The sequence below is a fragment of the Streptomyces sp. NBC_00637 genome (assembly GCF_045161545.1).
Taxonomy (GTDB): Bacteria; Actinomycetota; Actinomycetes; order Streptomycetales; family Streptomycetaceae; genus Streptomyces.
Window position 1 is genome coordinate 2,566,099 of the sequence record NZ_CP109046.1, and the last position, 13,111, is coordinate 2,579,209.

Annotated in this window: 14 protein-coding genes and 1 riboswitch; of the genes, 5 read left to right on the forward strand and 9 right to left on the reverse strand. The window is 70.3% G+C overall.

Translation table 11 applies throughout. From position 1 onward, the window contains the following. Positions 1-50 precede the first annotated feature (50 nt). The 5 genes from OG440_RS10885 to OG440_RS10905 all read right to left on the reverse strand — a co-directional run bounded on the left by OG440_RS10885 (position 51) and on the right by OG440_RS10905 (position 5,853). Positions 51-1,850: an ABC transporter substrate-binding protein gene (locus tag OG440_RS10885; RefSeq protein ID WP_406006643.1), complete on the reverse strand. Its 1,800-nt coding sequence runs from the start codon at positions 1,848-1,850 to the stop codon at positions 51-53. Between the two features lie 118 nt (positions 1,851-1,968). Next, positions 1,969-2,976, reverse strand: coding sequence for an ABC transporter permease (locus OG440_RS10890; RefSeq protein ID WP_406006644.1), 1,008 nt, complete (start codon positions 2,974-2,976; stop codon positions 1,969-1,971). A gap of 313 nt (positions 2,977-3,289) precedes the next feature. Further along, on the reverse strand, positions 3,290-4,045 hold the full coding sequence (locus tag OG440_RS10895) for an enhanced serine sensitivity protein SseB C-terminal domain-containing protein (protein ID WP_406011311.1): 756 nt from the start codon (positions 4,043-4,045) through the stop codon (positions 3,290-3,292). A gap of 233 nt (positions 4,046-4,278) precedes the next feature. Then, the gene (locus tag OG440_RS10900) at positions 4,279-5,070 is read right to left on the reverse strand and encodes an enhanced serine sensitivity protein SseB (protein ID WP_406006645.1); all 792 of its coding nucleotides are present in this window, start codon (positions 5,068-5,070) and stop codon (positions 4,279-4,281) included. Positions 5,071-5,163: 93 nt separating this feature from the next. After that, complete coding sequence (locus OG440_RS10905) at positions 5,164-5,853, reverse strand: AAA family ATPase (RefSeq protein WP_406011312.1); 690 nt, start codon at positions 5,851-5,853, stop codon at positions 5,164-5,166. A gap of 173 nt (positions 5,854-6,026) precedes the next feature. Further along, positions 6,027-6,126: riboswitch (glycine riboswitch) on the forward strand. Positions 6,127-6,325: 199 nt separating this feature from the next. Here OG440_RS10905 and gcvT point away from each other — a divergent pair. The 5 genes from gcvT to OG440_RS10930 all read left to right on the forward strand — a co-directional run bounded on the left by gcvT (position 6,326) and on the right by OG440_RS10930 (position 11,261). After that, positions 6,326-7,468: a glycine cleavage system aminomethyltransferase GcvT gene (gene gcvT / locus OG440_RS10910; RefSeq protein WP_406006646.1), complete on the forward strand. Its 1,143-nt coding sequence runs from the start codon at positions 6,326-6,328 to the stop codon at positions 7,466-7,468. A 118-nt stretch (positions 7,469-7,586) separates the two neighbouring features. Beyond that, positions 7,587-7,964 carry a glycine cleavage system protein GcvH gene (gcvH, locus tag OG440_RS10915; RefSeq protein WP_406006647.1) on the forward strand — a complete coding sequence of 126 codons (378 nt, stop codon included), beginning with the start codon at positions 7,587-7,589 and terminating at the stop codon, positions 7,962-7,964. A gap of 14 nt (positions 7,965-7,978) precedes the next feature. After that, positions 7,979-9,256, forward strand: coding sequence for a serine hydroxymethyltransferase (gene glyA / locus OG440_RS10920; RefSeq protein ID WP_406006648.1), 1,278 nt, complete (start codon positions 7,979-7,981; stop codon positions 9,254-9,256). A 75-nt stretch (positions 9,257-9,331) separates the two neighbouring features. After that, the gene (locus OG440_RS10925) at positions 9,332-10,699 is read left to right on the forward strand and encodes an L-serine ammonia-lyase (RefSeq protein ID WP_406006649.1); all 1,368 of its coding nucleotides are present in this window, start codon (positions 9,332-9,334) and stop codon (positions 10,697-10,699) included. A 16-nt stretch (positions 10,700-10,715) separates the two neighbouring features. Next, complete coding sequence (locus OG440_RS10930; protein ID WP_406006650.1) at positions 10,716-11,261, forward strand: MOSC domain-containing protein; 546 nt, start codon at positions 10,716-10,718, stop codon at positions 11,259-11,261. A 25-nt stretch (positions 11,262-11,286) separates the two neighbouring features. Here the strand turns inward: OG440_RS10930 and OG440_RS10935 are convergent, their stop codons facing one another. The 4 genes from OG440_RS10935 to OG440_RS10950 form a co-directional block, all read right to left on the reverse strand. Further along, a complete protein-coding gene (locus OG440_RS10935) occupies positions 11,287-11,949 on the reverse strand; it encodes an NADPH-dependent F420 reductase (RefSeq protein ID WP_406006651.1) in 663 nt (220 codons plus the stop codon). Between the two features lie 108 nt (positions 11,950-12,057). Beyond that, positions 12,058-12,333 (reverse strand): FCD domain-containing protein, encoded by a 276-nt coding sequence (locus tag OG440_RS10940; protein ID WP_406006652.1) that lies wholly within the window; start codon positions 12,331-12,333, stop codon positions 12,058-12,060. A 189-nt stretch (positions 12,334-12,522) separates the two neighbouring features. Next, positions 12,523-12,735: an EF-hand domain-containing protein gene (locus tag OG440_RS10945; RefSeq protein ID WP_406011313.1), complete on the reverse strand. Its 213-nt coding sequence runs from the start codon at positions 12,733-12,735 to the stop codon at positions 12,523-12,525. A gap of 62 nt (positions 12,736-12,797) precedes the next feature. After that, a complete protein-coding gene (locus tag OG440_RS10950) occupies positions 12,798-13,052 on the reverse strand; it encodes a hypothetical protein (RefSeq protein WP_406006653.1) in 255 nt (84 codons plus the stop codon). Positions 13,053-13,111 lie beyond the last annotated feature (59 nt).

Here is a 13,111-nt window from a genome sequence, read left to right on the forward strand (position 1 = left end):
CCGCGCCGGCCTTCACCTGCCTTTCGTGCCGTTCGGCGGGTGTGCCGGGACTACTTCTTCGGGTTCTTCAGACCGAGGTTGACGAAGTCGTACTGACCGCTGTAACCGTCGGTGGTGTAGACGTTCGCCAGGTTGTCCGAGCGCCAGTTGATGAACCGCTCGAAGACGAAGGGCAGGTAGTACGCGCCCTCCATCACCTTGTGGTTGATCTCCGTGGCGATCTTGGTCTTGCCGGCGTCGTCCAGCGTGGTGACGTACGAGGAGAACAGTCCGTCGATCGTCTTGTCGTTGATGAGCGCGTAGTTGTTGTTACCGCTCTCAGCGATGTACTTGCTGCTCCACAGCGGCAGACCGAAGCCCTGGACGGACGGGAAGTCCGGACCCCAGCCCATGATGATGATGCCGTAGCCCTTCTTCTTCACGTTCGAGGGGCTACCGATGATGCCGGCGGTCTGCGAGCCGTCGTACTGGTCGATCTCGGCGGTGATGCCGATCTTCGCCAGCGACGCCTGGAGGGACTGGGCGGTGGCCACCTCGACCGGCTTGTTGTTACGCACCGCGATGGTGGTCTTGAAGCCGTTCGGCTGACCGCAGGCCTTCAGGGCCTCCTTGGCCTTGGCCTCGTTGCCGCTCTTGTTGGCGCCGGAGATCTCGTACGGGTCGTACTTCTGACCCTCGGCACCCGGGACGGACGGCGGCAGCATGTTGGTGCCGATGTCGCCACCGGCGACCGGACCGCCGCGGGCGGTCTGGAGCGACACGTGGTCGGCGCCGAGGATGACGGCCTTGCGGCACTCGATGTTGTTGAACGGCGCGACGCTCTGCGGGAAGACCGCGTAACGGACGTAGCCGGAGACCGGGTTGTCCAGGTTGGCCTTGTGCTGCTTCAGGGCGGTGGTGCGGCCCTGCGGCGACATGCCGGTCTGGTTCAGGTCGAGGTCCAGGTCACCGCTCAGCAGACGCTGGTCGAGCTGGTTGGCGTCCGAGAAGAACTTGATGGTGATCTGGTCCGGGTAGGCCTTGCGGATCGGGTCCGAGGCCTGCTTCCAGGAGGTGTTGCGGACCAGCTTGAGGTCCTTGCCCGGGGAGTAGGACGCGAACTTGTACGGGCCCGAGGAGAACGGCTTCAGGCCGTACTTGGCCTTGGTGTCCATGTCCTGGCGGACCGGCGAGGCCGAGACCAGGGCCAGCATCTCCTCGAAGTCCGAGTTGGCCTGCGGGAGGTGGAAGACGATGGTCTTGTCGTCGGGCGTGTCTATCGCCTTCAGACCGAGCTTGTCCGCGGACGTGTCCTTGTAGGGACCCTTGTACTCGCCCTTGGGGTCGAGCACGTCCTTGAGGTACGTCGGACCGCCGGACAGCACGTCCTGCGCCCACACGCGCTCGATGCCGTACTTCACGTCCTTGGACGTGATCGCCTTGCCGTCCTCCCACGTGACGCCGTCACGCAGGGTGTACGTGTAGGTCTTGCCGTCGTCCGTGACCTTCGCGGTCGCGGTGGCGAGGTCCGGAGTGACCTCGGCGCCCGCGGCACCCGGCTCGGCCTTGTTCGTGACGAGCTGACGGCTGTAGTAGCGGGCGAAGTTCCACATCATGCCGTAGTAGCCACGCGTGGTGTCCCACGAGTCGGCGTCCTGTGCGGCACCGAACTTCAGCGTGCCGCCCTTCTTGGCGGCAGAGGCCTGGGCGACCTTGTTGTTCGCGGCGTCGAAGCCGGCGGCACCGGAGCTCGAGCCCTTGTCGCCGTCGTCTCCACCGCCGCCGCACGCCGCCGTGGTCAGCAGCGCGGCGACCGCGGCAGCAGCGGCAAATGCCTGCTTCCGCCGCCCTGAGGTGCGTTGGGTAGTCACGATCTCGGATCCTCCGGATAGATGAGAGATACCCCGTGTGGAGACCACGGGACGGTTGAGGCGCCGTGTTTCGGCGGTTCTGCGGCTCGCTGTGTTCGCGGATCCCCGACGGGGCGGATCAGCGGGAGGCCTTCGGGTCCAGCGCGTCCCGGATGCCGTCACCGAAGAGGTTGAAGGCGAGCACGGTGATGAAGATCGCCACACCGGGGACCACCATGTACATCGGGTCCGACTCGTAGTAGTCGATCGCGCTCGAGAGCATCTGCCCCCACGAGGCGGTGGGCGGCTTGACCCCGACGCCCAGGAAGCTGAGCGCCGCCTCGGTGAGGATGTTGGTGGGGATCATCATCGTCGTGTACACGACGATCGGGGCGACCAGGTTGGGCAGCAGTTCCTTGAACAGGATGTACAGCCGCCCCGCGCCCAGCGATCGGGCGGCCTCGACGTACTCGCGCTCACGCAGCGAGAGGGTCTGGCCGCGCACCACACGTCCGATGTAGGGCCAGCCGAAGAAGCCGATGACCAGGATCATCACGAAGACACGCACGCTCGAACCGGAGAGTCCCAGCATGTCGCTCGGCATGACGGAGACCAGCGCGATGATGAACAGCAGCTGCGGGAAGGCGAGCAGACCGTCCATCACCCGGCTGATGAAGGAATCGACCCAGCCTCCGAAGAAACCGGCGAGGATGCCCAGCACCGTTCCGAGGATCACGGCGACCACGGCCGACAGGAAGCCGACCAGCAGGGAGATCCGGGCGCCGTAGAGGACTCGGGCGAAGATGTCACGGCCGTTGACCGGCTCGACACCGAGCAGGTGGTCACCGCTGATGCCCCCCAGGGAGCCCGTGGGCGTCCCGAAGAGCGGGTCGATGAGGCTCTCGTGGTACTCGTTCGGGTCCTGCCCCAGGAGTCCCGTGATGACCGGCGCGAGCAGCGCGATCACGACGAGGAGGAGCACCACGACGCCGCCCGTGAGGGCGAGCTTGTCCCGCTTGAGGCGCTCCCAGGCGATCCGGCCCAGGGAACGGCCCTGAACGGCCTTGGCGCCGCTGGTGGCGACCGACGCTTCCTCGGCCGCGCTCGGGGCCGCTTCCGCGGTCGGCTCGTGCAATGGTGCCGTCATCTGGCAGGGACCCCTCTCAACCGGCGGTAGCCGGCCCGCACTTGCCGCTGTAGCGGCGTGATCAGTCCGTAATACGCAGGGGATAAGTCCCCTGACGCCGGAGTCTTCAACGGTTTGGCGATCTGTAGCCAGACTTGGCAGTGAATGGATGCGTAAACGTAATCCGGGTAGAGGGGTTCCGTTATCCGGACGGCGGGTAACGCCCCCCGGACACTGACTTATTGGGTCAGAACGGACAAAACCGGTACCAATCGTCGCCATCTACGCGCGAAGACATCCGGCTCCCACCTCGCGGCGGGACCGGTTTCGGACGTCAGTAACGTCCGGTGGGCGGAAAGCCGTAGCCGCCGGCGGGAGCCTGGGCCGGGGCGGGGGCGTGGGCCTCGCGGTCGTAGAAGGGCCGGGCGGTCGCACGCATCCACATCACGACGGGGTCGTACTCGTCGGTCATGGCGACCGTCGAGACCGGCAGCCCGTCCGGCACCGCCCCGATGGACTGCTGCATCATCGCCCGGACGGCGTCCACGGCCGGCGGGGAGGAGTCGTACACGTCGAGCCCGATGGCCAGGTAGGGCGCGCCCAGCGCCGGCTGCACCCAGGCCCGGCGCAGCGCGCGGACCGCCGGGGTACGGTGGGCGTTCTGCGCGAGCAGGGCGTAGAACTGCGGGATCTCGATGCCCGGTTCGGACAGCCGCAGCGGCCCGGCCGGCTGACGCTCCAGACCGGTGGCGATGCGCCGCAGGTCCAGCCACGGAATGCCGACACCGCCGCCGGGGGCGTGCGGGTTCAGCCACAGGCCGTAGTGGTCGGGATAGAGGGTGCGGGCCACGTCCAGCCCTTCGACCACCTCGTACGACCTGTTCCAGCCACTCGCGCTGAGCTCCTGGGCGGAGGTGACGCAGGGGGCGTACCCGTGCCCTTCGACCTCCATGTTTCCGTACTGGGCGTCCGGGGAGCCGGCCTGGCCGTGCCACAGCAGCATCCAGAGCCGGCCGGAGGAGGGGGTCGCGAGCGCGCGCAGGAGCGCCTCGTAGGCGTCGTAGCGCCCGGGCGTGACCTGGCGCAGCATGTGCTCGACCGAGCCGGTCGCGGCAGTGCCAGCGCTCACTTTTTATCGCCCCTTCGAGAAGTTGCCCCGCGTCGGAGTCCAGCTTAGGCGCTCCGCCCGGCCGAGCCGTGGGGAGCTCGGGCTGATGACACGTCGGCGGCCCCGGGCCGGGTGCGGCCGGGGGCGCTCCGCGGCGGAGCCTCGGACGGCCGCGGGCCCACGCCCCTTCGGCCGCGCCGCCTCCGGCCCGGCACCTAGTGAAGCCTGGTGTAGAACGGGCGGACCCGCTCCCGCATCCAGTCGCCCACCGGATCCTGGGCGACGTCCAGGAGGACCAGGTTGACCGGCCAGGGCGTCGCCGCCCTCGTCAGGGCCCTGCCCAGGGCGTCCAGCGGCAGGGCGCGCAAGTCGCCCTCCCACTGGGAGAGTTCCACGCCCACGAACATCACCGGGTCCGCCGTCTCGATGGCCGCCAGGCAGCGGCGGGCCGTACGGACCACGCCGATCGCCTCGAACTCCGCCGAGGCCGCGGCCAGGAACTCCATCGGGTCGTCCTGCCAGTCGGGCTCGTAGAGGCGGACCCGGCCGCCGGCGGCGGTGCCGTCGAGCGGGGTACGGCCCGCCCGGCAGAGCTCGGCCACGGCGGGCGGCGGCAGCGGGACCCCCACCACGCCGTCCGGGTTGACCAGGATGCCCACCTGCGGGGGCAGGCCCCGGGCGAACTCCACGGCGGGCGCGATCGTGAACGACATGTGCGAGCCGACGACCTGGCGGAACTGTTCCTCGGAACTGAAGACCGGCACGTACACCTGGCCCTCGAGCTCCATCGTGGGCAGGTCGAGGGGACCGCTGTGCGGGCCACCGCCGCCGGGCAGCGGCACCCAGACGAAGCTGCGCCCGAGCACCTCGACGATCCGGCCGCCGGCTCCGGGCACGCCGAGGGAGCCGGAGAGCACCTCCTCCAGCTCGTTGCCGGGCCATCCGCCGTGCGGATGGGGGTGTGCCTGCGCCGGACGGTCCGCGGAGAAGTCCGTCGGAAAGTTCACCGGGGGAAAATCCATCTGCCTACCGCCTGCTGAGAGCCGCTCACTCTGCCGTGACCGAAAGGCTAGCGGGTACCGGGGGCCGCCCCGGAGCCGTCAGCCCGTGAATCCGATGCGGCGCAGCGCGTCGGCCGCCGCGCGGTCGAGCAGCACCGCCGAGCCGCAGCCCTCGGGCAGCCTGCCCTTCTCCACCGAGCGCACCAGACGGGCGGCGGCATGGCGGTGGCGCAGGAACGCGTACCGGGAGACACCCCGGCCGCGCTCGCGCTGTCCCTCCAGTGCCGTGTCCGCGCCGACGTCCAGCAGCAGCAGGTGGAGGGTGCCGCCGCGGCGGCGGGCCTCGCGGGCCAGCCAGTCACGGACCCAGGCCTGCGTACCGCAGTCGTGCACGACGACGCCCGTGCCGCCGCGCAGCGCCCGGCGCAGGCCCGCGTAGTGGGCGAGCCGGACGAGCGGCCGGTAGAGGGCGTAGGGCAGGAAGCGGGGGGCGCGGGCGTCCCAGCGGTCCCGGGTGTCCTGGGAGTCGACGCGTACGCCCTGGACGGTCCGCCGCATGAGCGTGGACTTGCCGCTGCCGGGCAGACCGGTGACCACGACCAGGTCACGGGGGCCGAAGAGCAGACCGTGCGGGCTGCGGCCGAGCCGCTCGCGCAGGTCGCGGACGACGGGCGCCGACCGCGGGCCGCGCGCCTCCCGGGCCGGGGCGACGGGCTGCGCGGGCAGCGCGATGCCGGAACCGGTCGCGAGTGCCGTGGACCTTGCCCTGGTCGTCCTGTTCACCGTGATCGTCCTCCCCTGGGGTCAGATGGTGTCCTCATCCCCACCGAGCGTAAAGAGAAGGTAATGCGCTGTGCTCGGTGATTTCGTGCGCGTACCGACACAAGCCGGTTACAGATGCGGCCTGCCGTGATCGGGGCGAGCCGTGCAATGATGGCCGCGCCAACTGCATACCGGCCGTTTGAATCCGCGCGGGAGAGTCCTCAGCAGCAGCTTCGCTGGGGCGCCGAAGGAGCAAGTCCCTCCCTTGAATCTCTCAGGCCCCGTTACCGCGCGGGCGAGGCACATCTGAAAAGCGGGCCGCTGTCTCCAGTGGCTCCACCCAAGGTGCAAGTCATGATCGATCCCCTGGCGGGCTGTCATGGCGAACCTCTCAGGTTCCGATGACAGATGGGGAGGAACGACCTCGCCTTCCCCCATGCCCGCATGTCCCGCTGCGCTCGCACGGGGGGATTCCGTCGCCTTGGGAGACGAACGCCCGATGAGCAGTACCGACCCCGCATCCGACCAGAACGCCGAGCAGCGCCGCACCGCCCTCGACGCCGTGCACCGCGCGCTCGGCGCGACGATGACCGACTTCGCCGGCTGGGACATGCCCCTGCGCTACGGCTCCGAGCGCGACGAGCACCACGCCGTCCGCACCCGGGCCGGGCTCTTCGACCTCTCGCACATGGGCGAGATCACCGTCGCCGGCCCGCAGGCCGCCGCCCTCCTCGACTTCGCCCTGGTGGGCAACATCGGTGCGGTCAAGGCCGGCCGCGCCCGCTACACGATGATCTGCCGGGCGGACGGCGGCATCCTGGACGACCTGATCGTCTACCGGCTCGGCGAAACCGAGTTCATGGTGGTGGCCAACGCGTCCAACGCGCAGGTCGTGCTGGACGCGCTGACCGAGCGCGCCGAGGGCTTCGACGCGGAGGTCCGCGACGACCGGGACGCCTACGCGCTGATCGCCGTGCAGGGCCCCGAGTCCCCGGGCATCCTCGCCGCCGTCACCGACGCCGACCTGGACGGCCTGAAGTACTACGCCGGTCTGCCCGGCACCGTCGCCGGGGTCCCCGCGCTGATCGCGCGCACCGGCTACACCGGTGAGGACGGCTTCGAACTGTTCGTACGGCCGGAGCACGCCGTCGAGCTGTGGCAGGCGCTGACCAAGGCCGGGGAGACCGCCGGGCTGGTGGCCTGCGGTCTGTCCTGCCGGGACACACTGCGCCTGGAGGCCGGCATGCCGCTGTACGGGCACGAGCTGAGCACCTCCCTCACCCCGTTCGACGCGGGACTCGGCCGGGTGGTGAAGTTCGACAAGGACGGCGACTTCGTCGGGCGTGCGGCACTGGAGGCGGCCGCCGAGCGGGCCGCCTCGCAGCCCCCGCGGGTCCTCGTCGGCCTGGTCGCCGAGGGCCGCCGGGTCCCGCGCGCCGGGTTCGCCGTGGTGGCCGGCGCCGAGGTGATCGGCGAGGTGACCTCCGGTGCCCCCTCCCCCACCCTCGGCAAGCCGATCGCGATGGCGTACGTCGACGCGGCCCACGCGGCGCCCGGGACCACGGGTGTCGGCGTGGACATCCGGGGCAGCCACGAGCCGTACGAGGTCGTGGCGCTGCCGTTCTACAAGCGCCAGAAGTAGACACTGGGCGCGAAGACGCCCGCCCGCACGTGACGCTGCGCACAGTTCCGCTGCTCACGCGTGTTTTCAGCAGTCCCCCATTCACCAGCACCCTCCCGCGTACAGGAGAATTCAAGCCATGAGCAACCCCCAGCAGCTGCGCTACAGCAAGGAGCACGAGTGGCTGTCGGTCGCCGAGGACGGCGTCTCGACGGTCGGCATCACGGAGCACGCGGCCAACGCGCTCGGCGACGTGGTCTTCGTGGAGCTCCCGGAGGTCGGTACCACGGTCACCGCGGGCGGGACCTGCGGCGAGCTGGAGTCGACCAAGTCGGTCAGCGAGCTGTACGCGCCGGTCTCCGGCGAGATCGTCGAGGTCAACCAGGACGTCGTCGACGACCCGGCGCTGGTCAACTCCGCCCCGTTCGAGGGCGGATGGCTGTTCAAGGTACGCACGGCGGGTGAGCAGGAGGACCTGCTCAGCGCCGACGAGTACACCGCCTTCATCGCCGGCTGAGGAGTCGTAGACGCATGTCCGTCCTGAACACGCCCCTGCACGAACTCGACCCGGAGATCGCCGCCGCGGTCGACGCCGAGCTGAACCGCCAGCAGTCCACGCTCGAGATGATCGCCTCGGAGAACTTCGCTCCGCTCGCGGTGATGGAGGCGCAGGGCTCGGTCCTGACCAACAAGTACGCCGAGGGCTACCCGGGCCGCCGCTACTACGGCGGCTGCGAGCACGTCGACGTGGCCGAGCAGATCGCGATCGACCGGATCAAGGAGCTGTTCGGCGCCGAGTACGCCAACGTCCAGCCCCACTCGGGCGCCTCCGCCAACCAGGCCGCCCTGTTCGCGCTGGCCAAGCCCGGCGACACGATCCTCGGCCTGGACCTGGCGCACGGCGGCCACCTGACCCACGGCATGCGGCTGAACTTCTCCGGCAAGCAGTTCGACGTGGTCGCCTACCACGTAGACGACGCCGGTCTCGTCGACATGGCCGAGGTCGAGCGGCTCGCCAAGGAGCACCGCCCGAAGGTGATCATCGCGGGTTGGTCGGCGTACCCGCGGCAGCTGGACTTCGCCGAGTTCCGCCGGATCGCGGACGAGGTCGAGGCCTTCCTGTGGGTCGACATGGCGCACTTCGCGGGTCTGGTCGCGGCCGGTCTGCACCCGAACCCGGTGCCGTACGCCGACGTCGTCACGTCCACCACCCACAAGACGCTGGGCGGCCCGCGCGGCGGCATCATCCTCGCGAAGAAGGAGTTCGCGAAGAAGCTGAACTCGTCCGTCTTCCCGGGCTTCCAGGGCGGCCCCCTGGAGCACGTGATCGCGGCCAAGGCGGTCTCCTTCAAGGTCGCCGCGAGCGAGGACTTCAAGGAGCGCCAGGCCCGCACGGTCGAGGGCGCGAAGATCCTCGCCGAGCGCCTGACCTCGCCGGACGCCCGCGCGGCCGGGGTGAACGTCCTGTCCGGCGGCACCGACGTGCACCTGATCCTCGTCGACCTGCGCGAGTCCGAGCTGGACGGTCAGCAGGCCGAGGACCGGCTCCACGAGGTCGGCATCACGGTCAACCGCAACGCGGTCCCGAACGACCCGCGGCCGCCGATGGTCACCTCCGGACTGCGGATCGGCACGCCCGCCCTCGCCACCCGCGGCTTCACCGCCGCGGACTTCGCCGAGGTCGCGGACGTGATCGCCGAGACGCTGAAGGCGCCGTCCCCGTTCGTGGAGGCCGACGCGGCGGCGCTGAAGGCCCGGGTCACGGCCCTGGCCGACAAGCACCCGCTGTATCCCGGTCTGAGCGAGTAGTTCCCTTTCCCGGGTGCCGCGCACACTGTGAGGTGTGGGCGGCACCCCGCACCACCCCCGTATGGAGGAGTTCCCGTGGCCATCTCGGTCTTCGACCTGTTCTCGATCGGCATCGGCCCGTCCAGCTCCCACACGGTCGGCCCGATGCGCGCTGCCCGCATGTTCGCGCGGCGGCTGCGCGGCGAGGGTCTGCTGGACTCCACCGCCTCGGTGCGCTGCGAGCTGTACGGCTCGCTCGGCGCGACCGGCCACGGCCACGGCACGCCCAAGGCGGTCCTCCTCGGCCTGGAGGGCTCCTCGCCGCGCACGGTGGACGTGGAGGGCGCGGACGACCGGGTGGAGCAGATCAAGGAGTCCGGCCGGCTGCGGCTGCTGGGCTCGCACGAGGTGCCGTTCTCCTTCGACGACGACCTGGTGCTGCACCGCCGCAAGGCCCTCCCCTACCACGCCAACGGCATGACGATATGGGCCCACGACGCCCAGGGCGCCGAGCTGCTGTCGAAGACGTACTACTCGGTCGGCGGCGGCTTCGTCGTGGACGAGGACGCGGTCGGCGCGGACCGCATCAAACTCGACGACACGGTCCTGAAGTACCCCTTCCGCACGGGCGACGAGCTGCTGCGCCTGGCGAAGGAGACCGGCCTGTCGATCTCCTCGCTGATGCTGGAGAACGAGCGCGCCTGGCGCACCGAGGACGAGATCCGCGACGGGCTGCTGGAGATCTGGCGGGTGATGCAGGCCTGCGTGTCCCGGGGCATGTCCCGCGAGGGCATCCTGCCGGGCGGCCTGCGGGTCCGCCGCCGGGCGGCCATGACGGCACGTCAACTCCGGGCGGAGGGCGACCCGTTGGCGCTCTCCATGGAGTGGATCACGTTGTACGCGATGGCCGTGAACGAGGAGAACGCGGCCGGCGGCAGGGTGGTCACCGCCCCCACGAACGGCGCGGCCGGCATCATCCCGGCGGTCCTGCACTACTACGTGAACTTCGTGCCCGGCGCCGACGAGGACGGGGTGGTCCGCTTCCTGCTCGCGGCGGGCGCGATCGGCATGCTCTTCAAGGAGAACGCCTCCATCTCCGGCGCCGAGGTCGGCTGCCAGGGCGAGGTCGGCTCGGCCTGCTCGATGGCCGCGGGCGCGCTGGCCGAGGTCCTCGGCGGCTCCCCCGAGCAGGTCGAGAACGCGGCCGAGATCGGCATGGAACACAACCTCGGCCTGACCTGCGACCCCGTGGGCGGCCTGGTCCAGATCCCGTGCATCGAGCGCAACGGCATGGCCTCGGTGAAGGCGGTCACGGCGGCCCGTATGGCGATGCGCGGCGACGGTTCGCACAAGGTGTCCCTGGACAAGGTCATCAAGACGATGAAGGAAACCGGCGCGGACATGAGCGTCAAGTACAAGGAGACGGCCCGCGGCGGGCTGGCCGTGAACATCATCGAGTGCTGAGGGAGCTTCCCCCGATATGAGCAGGTCCGTCGTCAGCGCGGTCAGCAGCAGCGGCACGTACTCCTTCACCAAGCCCAACCGGGAGAGCGTCACGCTGGTCGCCGGGCTCGGGGTGGCGGGGGACGTGCACGCCGGAGTGACGGTGAAGCACCGGTTCAGGATGGAGAAGGATCCCTCGCAGCCGAATCTTCGGCAGGTGCACCTCATACACGAGGAGCTCTTCGAGGAGGTGCGTACGGCCGGGTTCGAGGTGGCCGCCGGGCAGCTCGGGGAGAACGTGACCACGCGCGGGATCGACCTGCTCGGCCTGCCCACCGGGACGCGGCTGCGGCTCGGCGGACAGGCCGTGGTCGAGGTGACCGGGCTGCGGAACCCCTGCAAGCAGATCGACGGCTTCCGGAAGGGGCTCATGAAGCAGGTCGTCGGCCGGGGTCCGGACGGCCGGCCGGCCTTCCGGTCCGGAATCATGGGCGTGGTGCTCGACGGGGGTGTGGTCCGTCCCGGGGACCCGATCACGATCGAGCTCCCGGACGGGCCGCACCACCCGCTGCGGATCGTCTAGGGCGGACGGGGCCCCGGGCCCGCCCTCAGCCGCGGAAGGCCGCCGGGCGTTCCGGGCTCGCCTCGGCCAGGGCCTTGGCGACCGCCTCGGCGCCGGCCTGCAGCCCGTAGACGGGGGTGTCGGGCTGCTGGCGCCAGGAGTCGTCGAGGCCGCCCGCGTCCACGGTGTCGAAGCCGAGCTCGTCGATCAGGGCGCGTACCTTCGCCTTCGCCGCCTCGTCGTCGCCGGCCACCGGGAGCGCGACACGGTCGGGGTGGCCCGCGGCGAGCGGCCGGTCCAGGATGTCCTGGGCGTAGGTGCCGTTGAAGGCCTTGATCACGGGGTGGCCGAGCCGGCGCTCCGTCCAGCGGCTCTCGGTGATGCCCTCGTCCTCGATCTCGGCGATGCGGCCGTCGCGCTGCTGCGGGTAGTAGTTGTTGGTGTCGATGACGGCCACCCCGTCGGCCGCCTCGGCCAGGATGCCGGACGGCAGGCTGGGCACCGCCTTGAGCGGGATCGTGATCACCACGACCTCGGCCCCGCGGGCCGCCTCCTCGACGGTGACCGGGGTCGCTCCCGTCTCCTCGGCGAGTTCCCCGAGTGTGTGCGGGCCGCGGGAGTTCGCGACGGACACGTCGTGACCGAGCGCGCTGAGGCGCCGCGTGAGGTTGCCGCCGATGTTGCCCGCGCCGATGATGCCGATCTTCATGAGATGCCTTGCCTTCCGGGACCGAGCCCATCCATATTCGATGCACGCGCATGCATCTGAGGGTGCAACGACGGTCTGCGACGGGCTATTCCGACTCCGCGAGGTTCTTCACGGGAGGCGGCTGGACGCGTCGCGCCTCCGGGGGACGACCTGACACCGACCGCCGAACGCGTCTTCCGGCTCCGCCGTCAGGACGGCCGCCGCGGTCTCCGGGTCCCCGTCCTCGACGGCCCGAATCAGCACCTCGTGAGCCTCGTGGGCGGTGTCGGGCTCCCGGGCGCGCAGTCCGGTCAGGGCGTGGAGGTCCACCAGGCCCTTGCGCAGGACGGGGACGAACTCCGTGGACAGGTCGGTGAGCACGGGGTTGCGCGCGGCGGCGACCACGGCCGCGTGCGAAGTACCGGGCCGGCGCCTCGGCCGGGCCGACGTGCGGGAACCGCGGGCGGCACGTCGGGGCAGGCGGCCGGTGGACCGTGCGGATCGAACGCCGGCCATGAGGAGCTGAGGGCTCGGGGAGCCGGGAACGGCAGGAGGGGGCGCCCCGCGTCGCGAGGCGCCCCCTGTCCGCTCGTCTCACTTGTTCAGGTGCGCCCAGAACTCGTCGAACGAGAGGAGCTTGTCACCGTCGAGGTCGCGGCTCTTGATGATGGCCTCGGCGACCGACTCGGTGACGTTCCAGTCACCCCCCTGGGCCAGGGCGGTCTTGAACTCGGCCGCGGTGATGAATCCGTCACCGTCCGTGTCGATCCGCTGGAACTCCTTGCGCGCTTCTTCGATGTCGGCCACCGATCCGCCCCTCTTCGTCATGCCTTGCGGTCATACTCGCTGTTCTACTGACGCAGGTCAGGTTAACGGCCCTGGTGAGCACGCAACGCGGCGACCACCCAGGAGGACTCCTCCACGTGCGCGAGCAGGCTTCCGAGGCCGTTCACGATCGCCGACCACCGGCGGTACCGGCCCACCCGTTCGTTCGCGGCGGCGGTCAGCCGGTCCAGGACGGCGGTCCGGTCGGCGTCGCCCGGGCGTCCACCTGCTCGGGAGGCCGGTCCGGTGGGGCGGGCCGGCTTTCCGATGGTGAAAAGTCCGGTGCCGTCGTCGATCATGTGTGTGAGTGCGGGCCTTCCAGTGGGCGGAGGCTCAAAGGAGCCGAAGGGGGCCGGCG

Excerpts from the sequence above, each read along its gene's own strand:
- OG440_RS10930 (WP_406006650.1), top strand. The coding sequence starts at position 10,716 with ATGAGCAGGTCCGTCGTCAGCGCGGTCAGCAGCAGCGGCACGTACTCC.
- glyA (WP_406006648.1), top strand. The coding sequence starts at position 7,979 with ATGTCCGTCCTGAACACGCCCCTGCACGAACTCGACCCGGAGATCGCC.
- OG440_RS10935 (WP_406006651.1), bottom strand. The coding sequence starts at position 11,949 with ATGAAGATCGGCATCATCGGCGCGGGCAACATCGGCGGCAACCTCACG.
- OG440_RS10890 (WP_406006644.1), bottom strand. The coding sequence starts at position 2,976 with ATGACGGCACCATTGCACGAGCCGACCGCGGAAGCGGCCCCGAGCGCG.
- OG440_RS10950 (WP_406006653.1), bottom strand. The coding sequence starts at position 13,052 with ATGATCGACGACGGCACCGGACTTTTCACCATCGGAAAGCCGGCCCGC.
- gcvT (WP_406006646.1), top strand. The coding sequence starts at position 6,326 with ATGAGCAGTACCGACCCCGCATCCGACCAGAACGCCGAGCAGCGCCGC.
- OG440_RS10895 (WP_406011311.1), bottom strand. The coding sequence starts at position 4,045 with ATGCTGCGCCAGGTCACGCCCGGGCGCTACGACGCCTACGAGGCGCTC.
- gcvH (WP_406006647.1), top strand. The coding sequence starts at position 7,587 with ATGAGCAACCCCCAGCAGCTGCGCTACAGCAAGGAGCACGAGTGGCTG.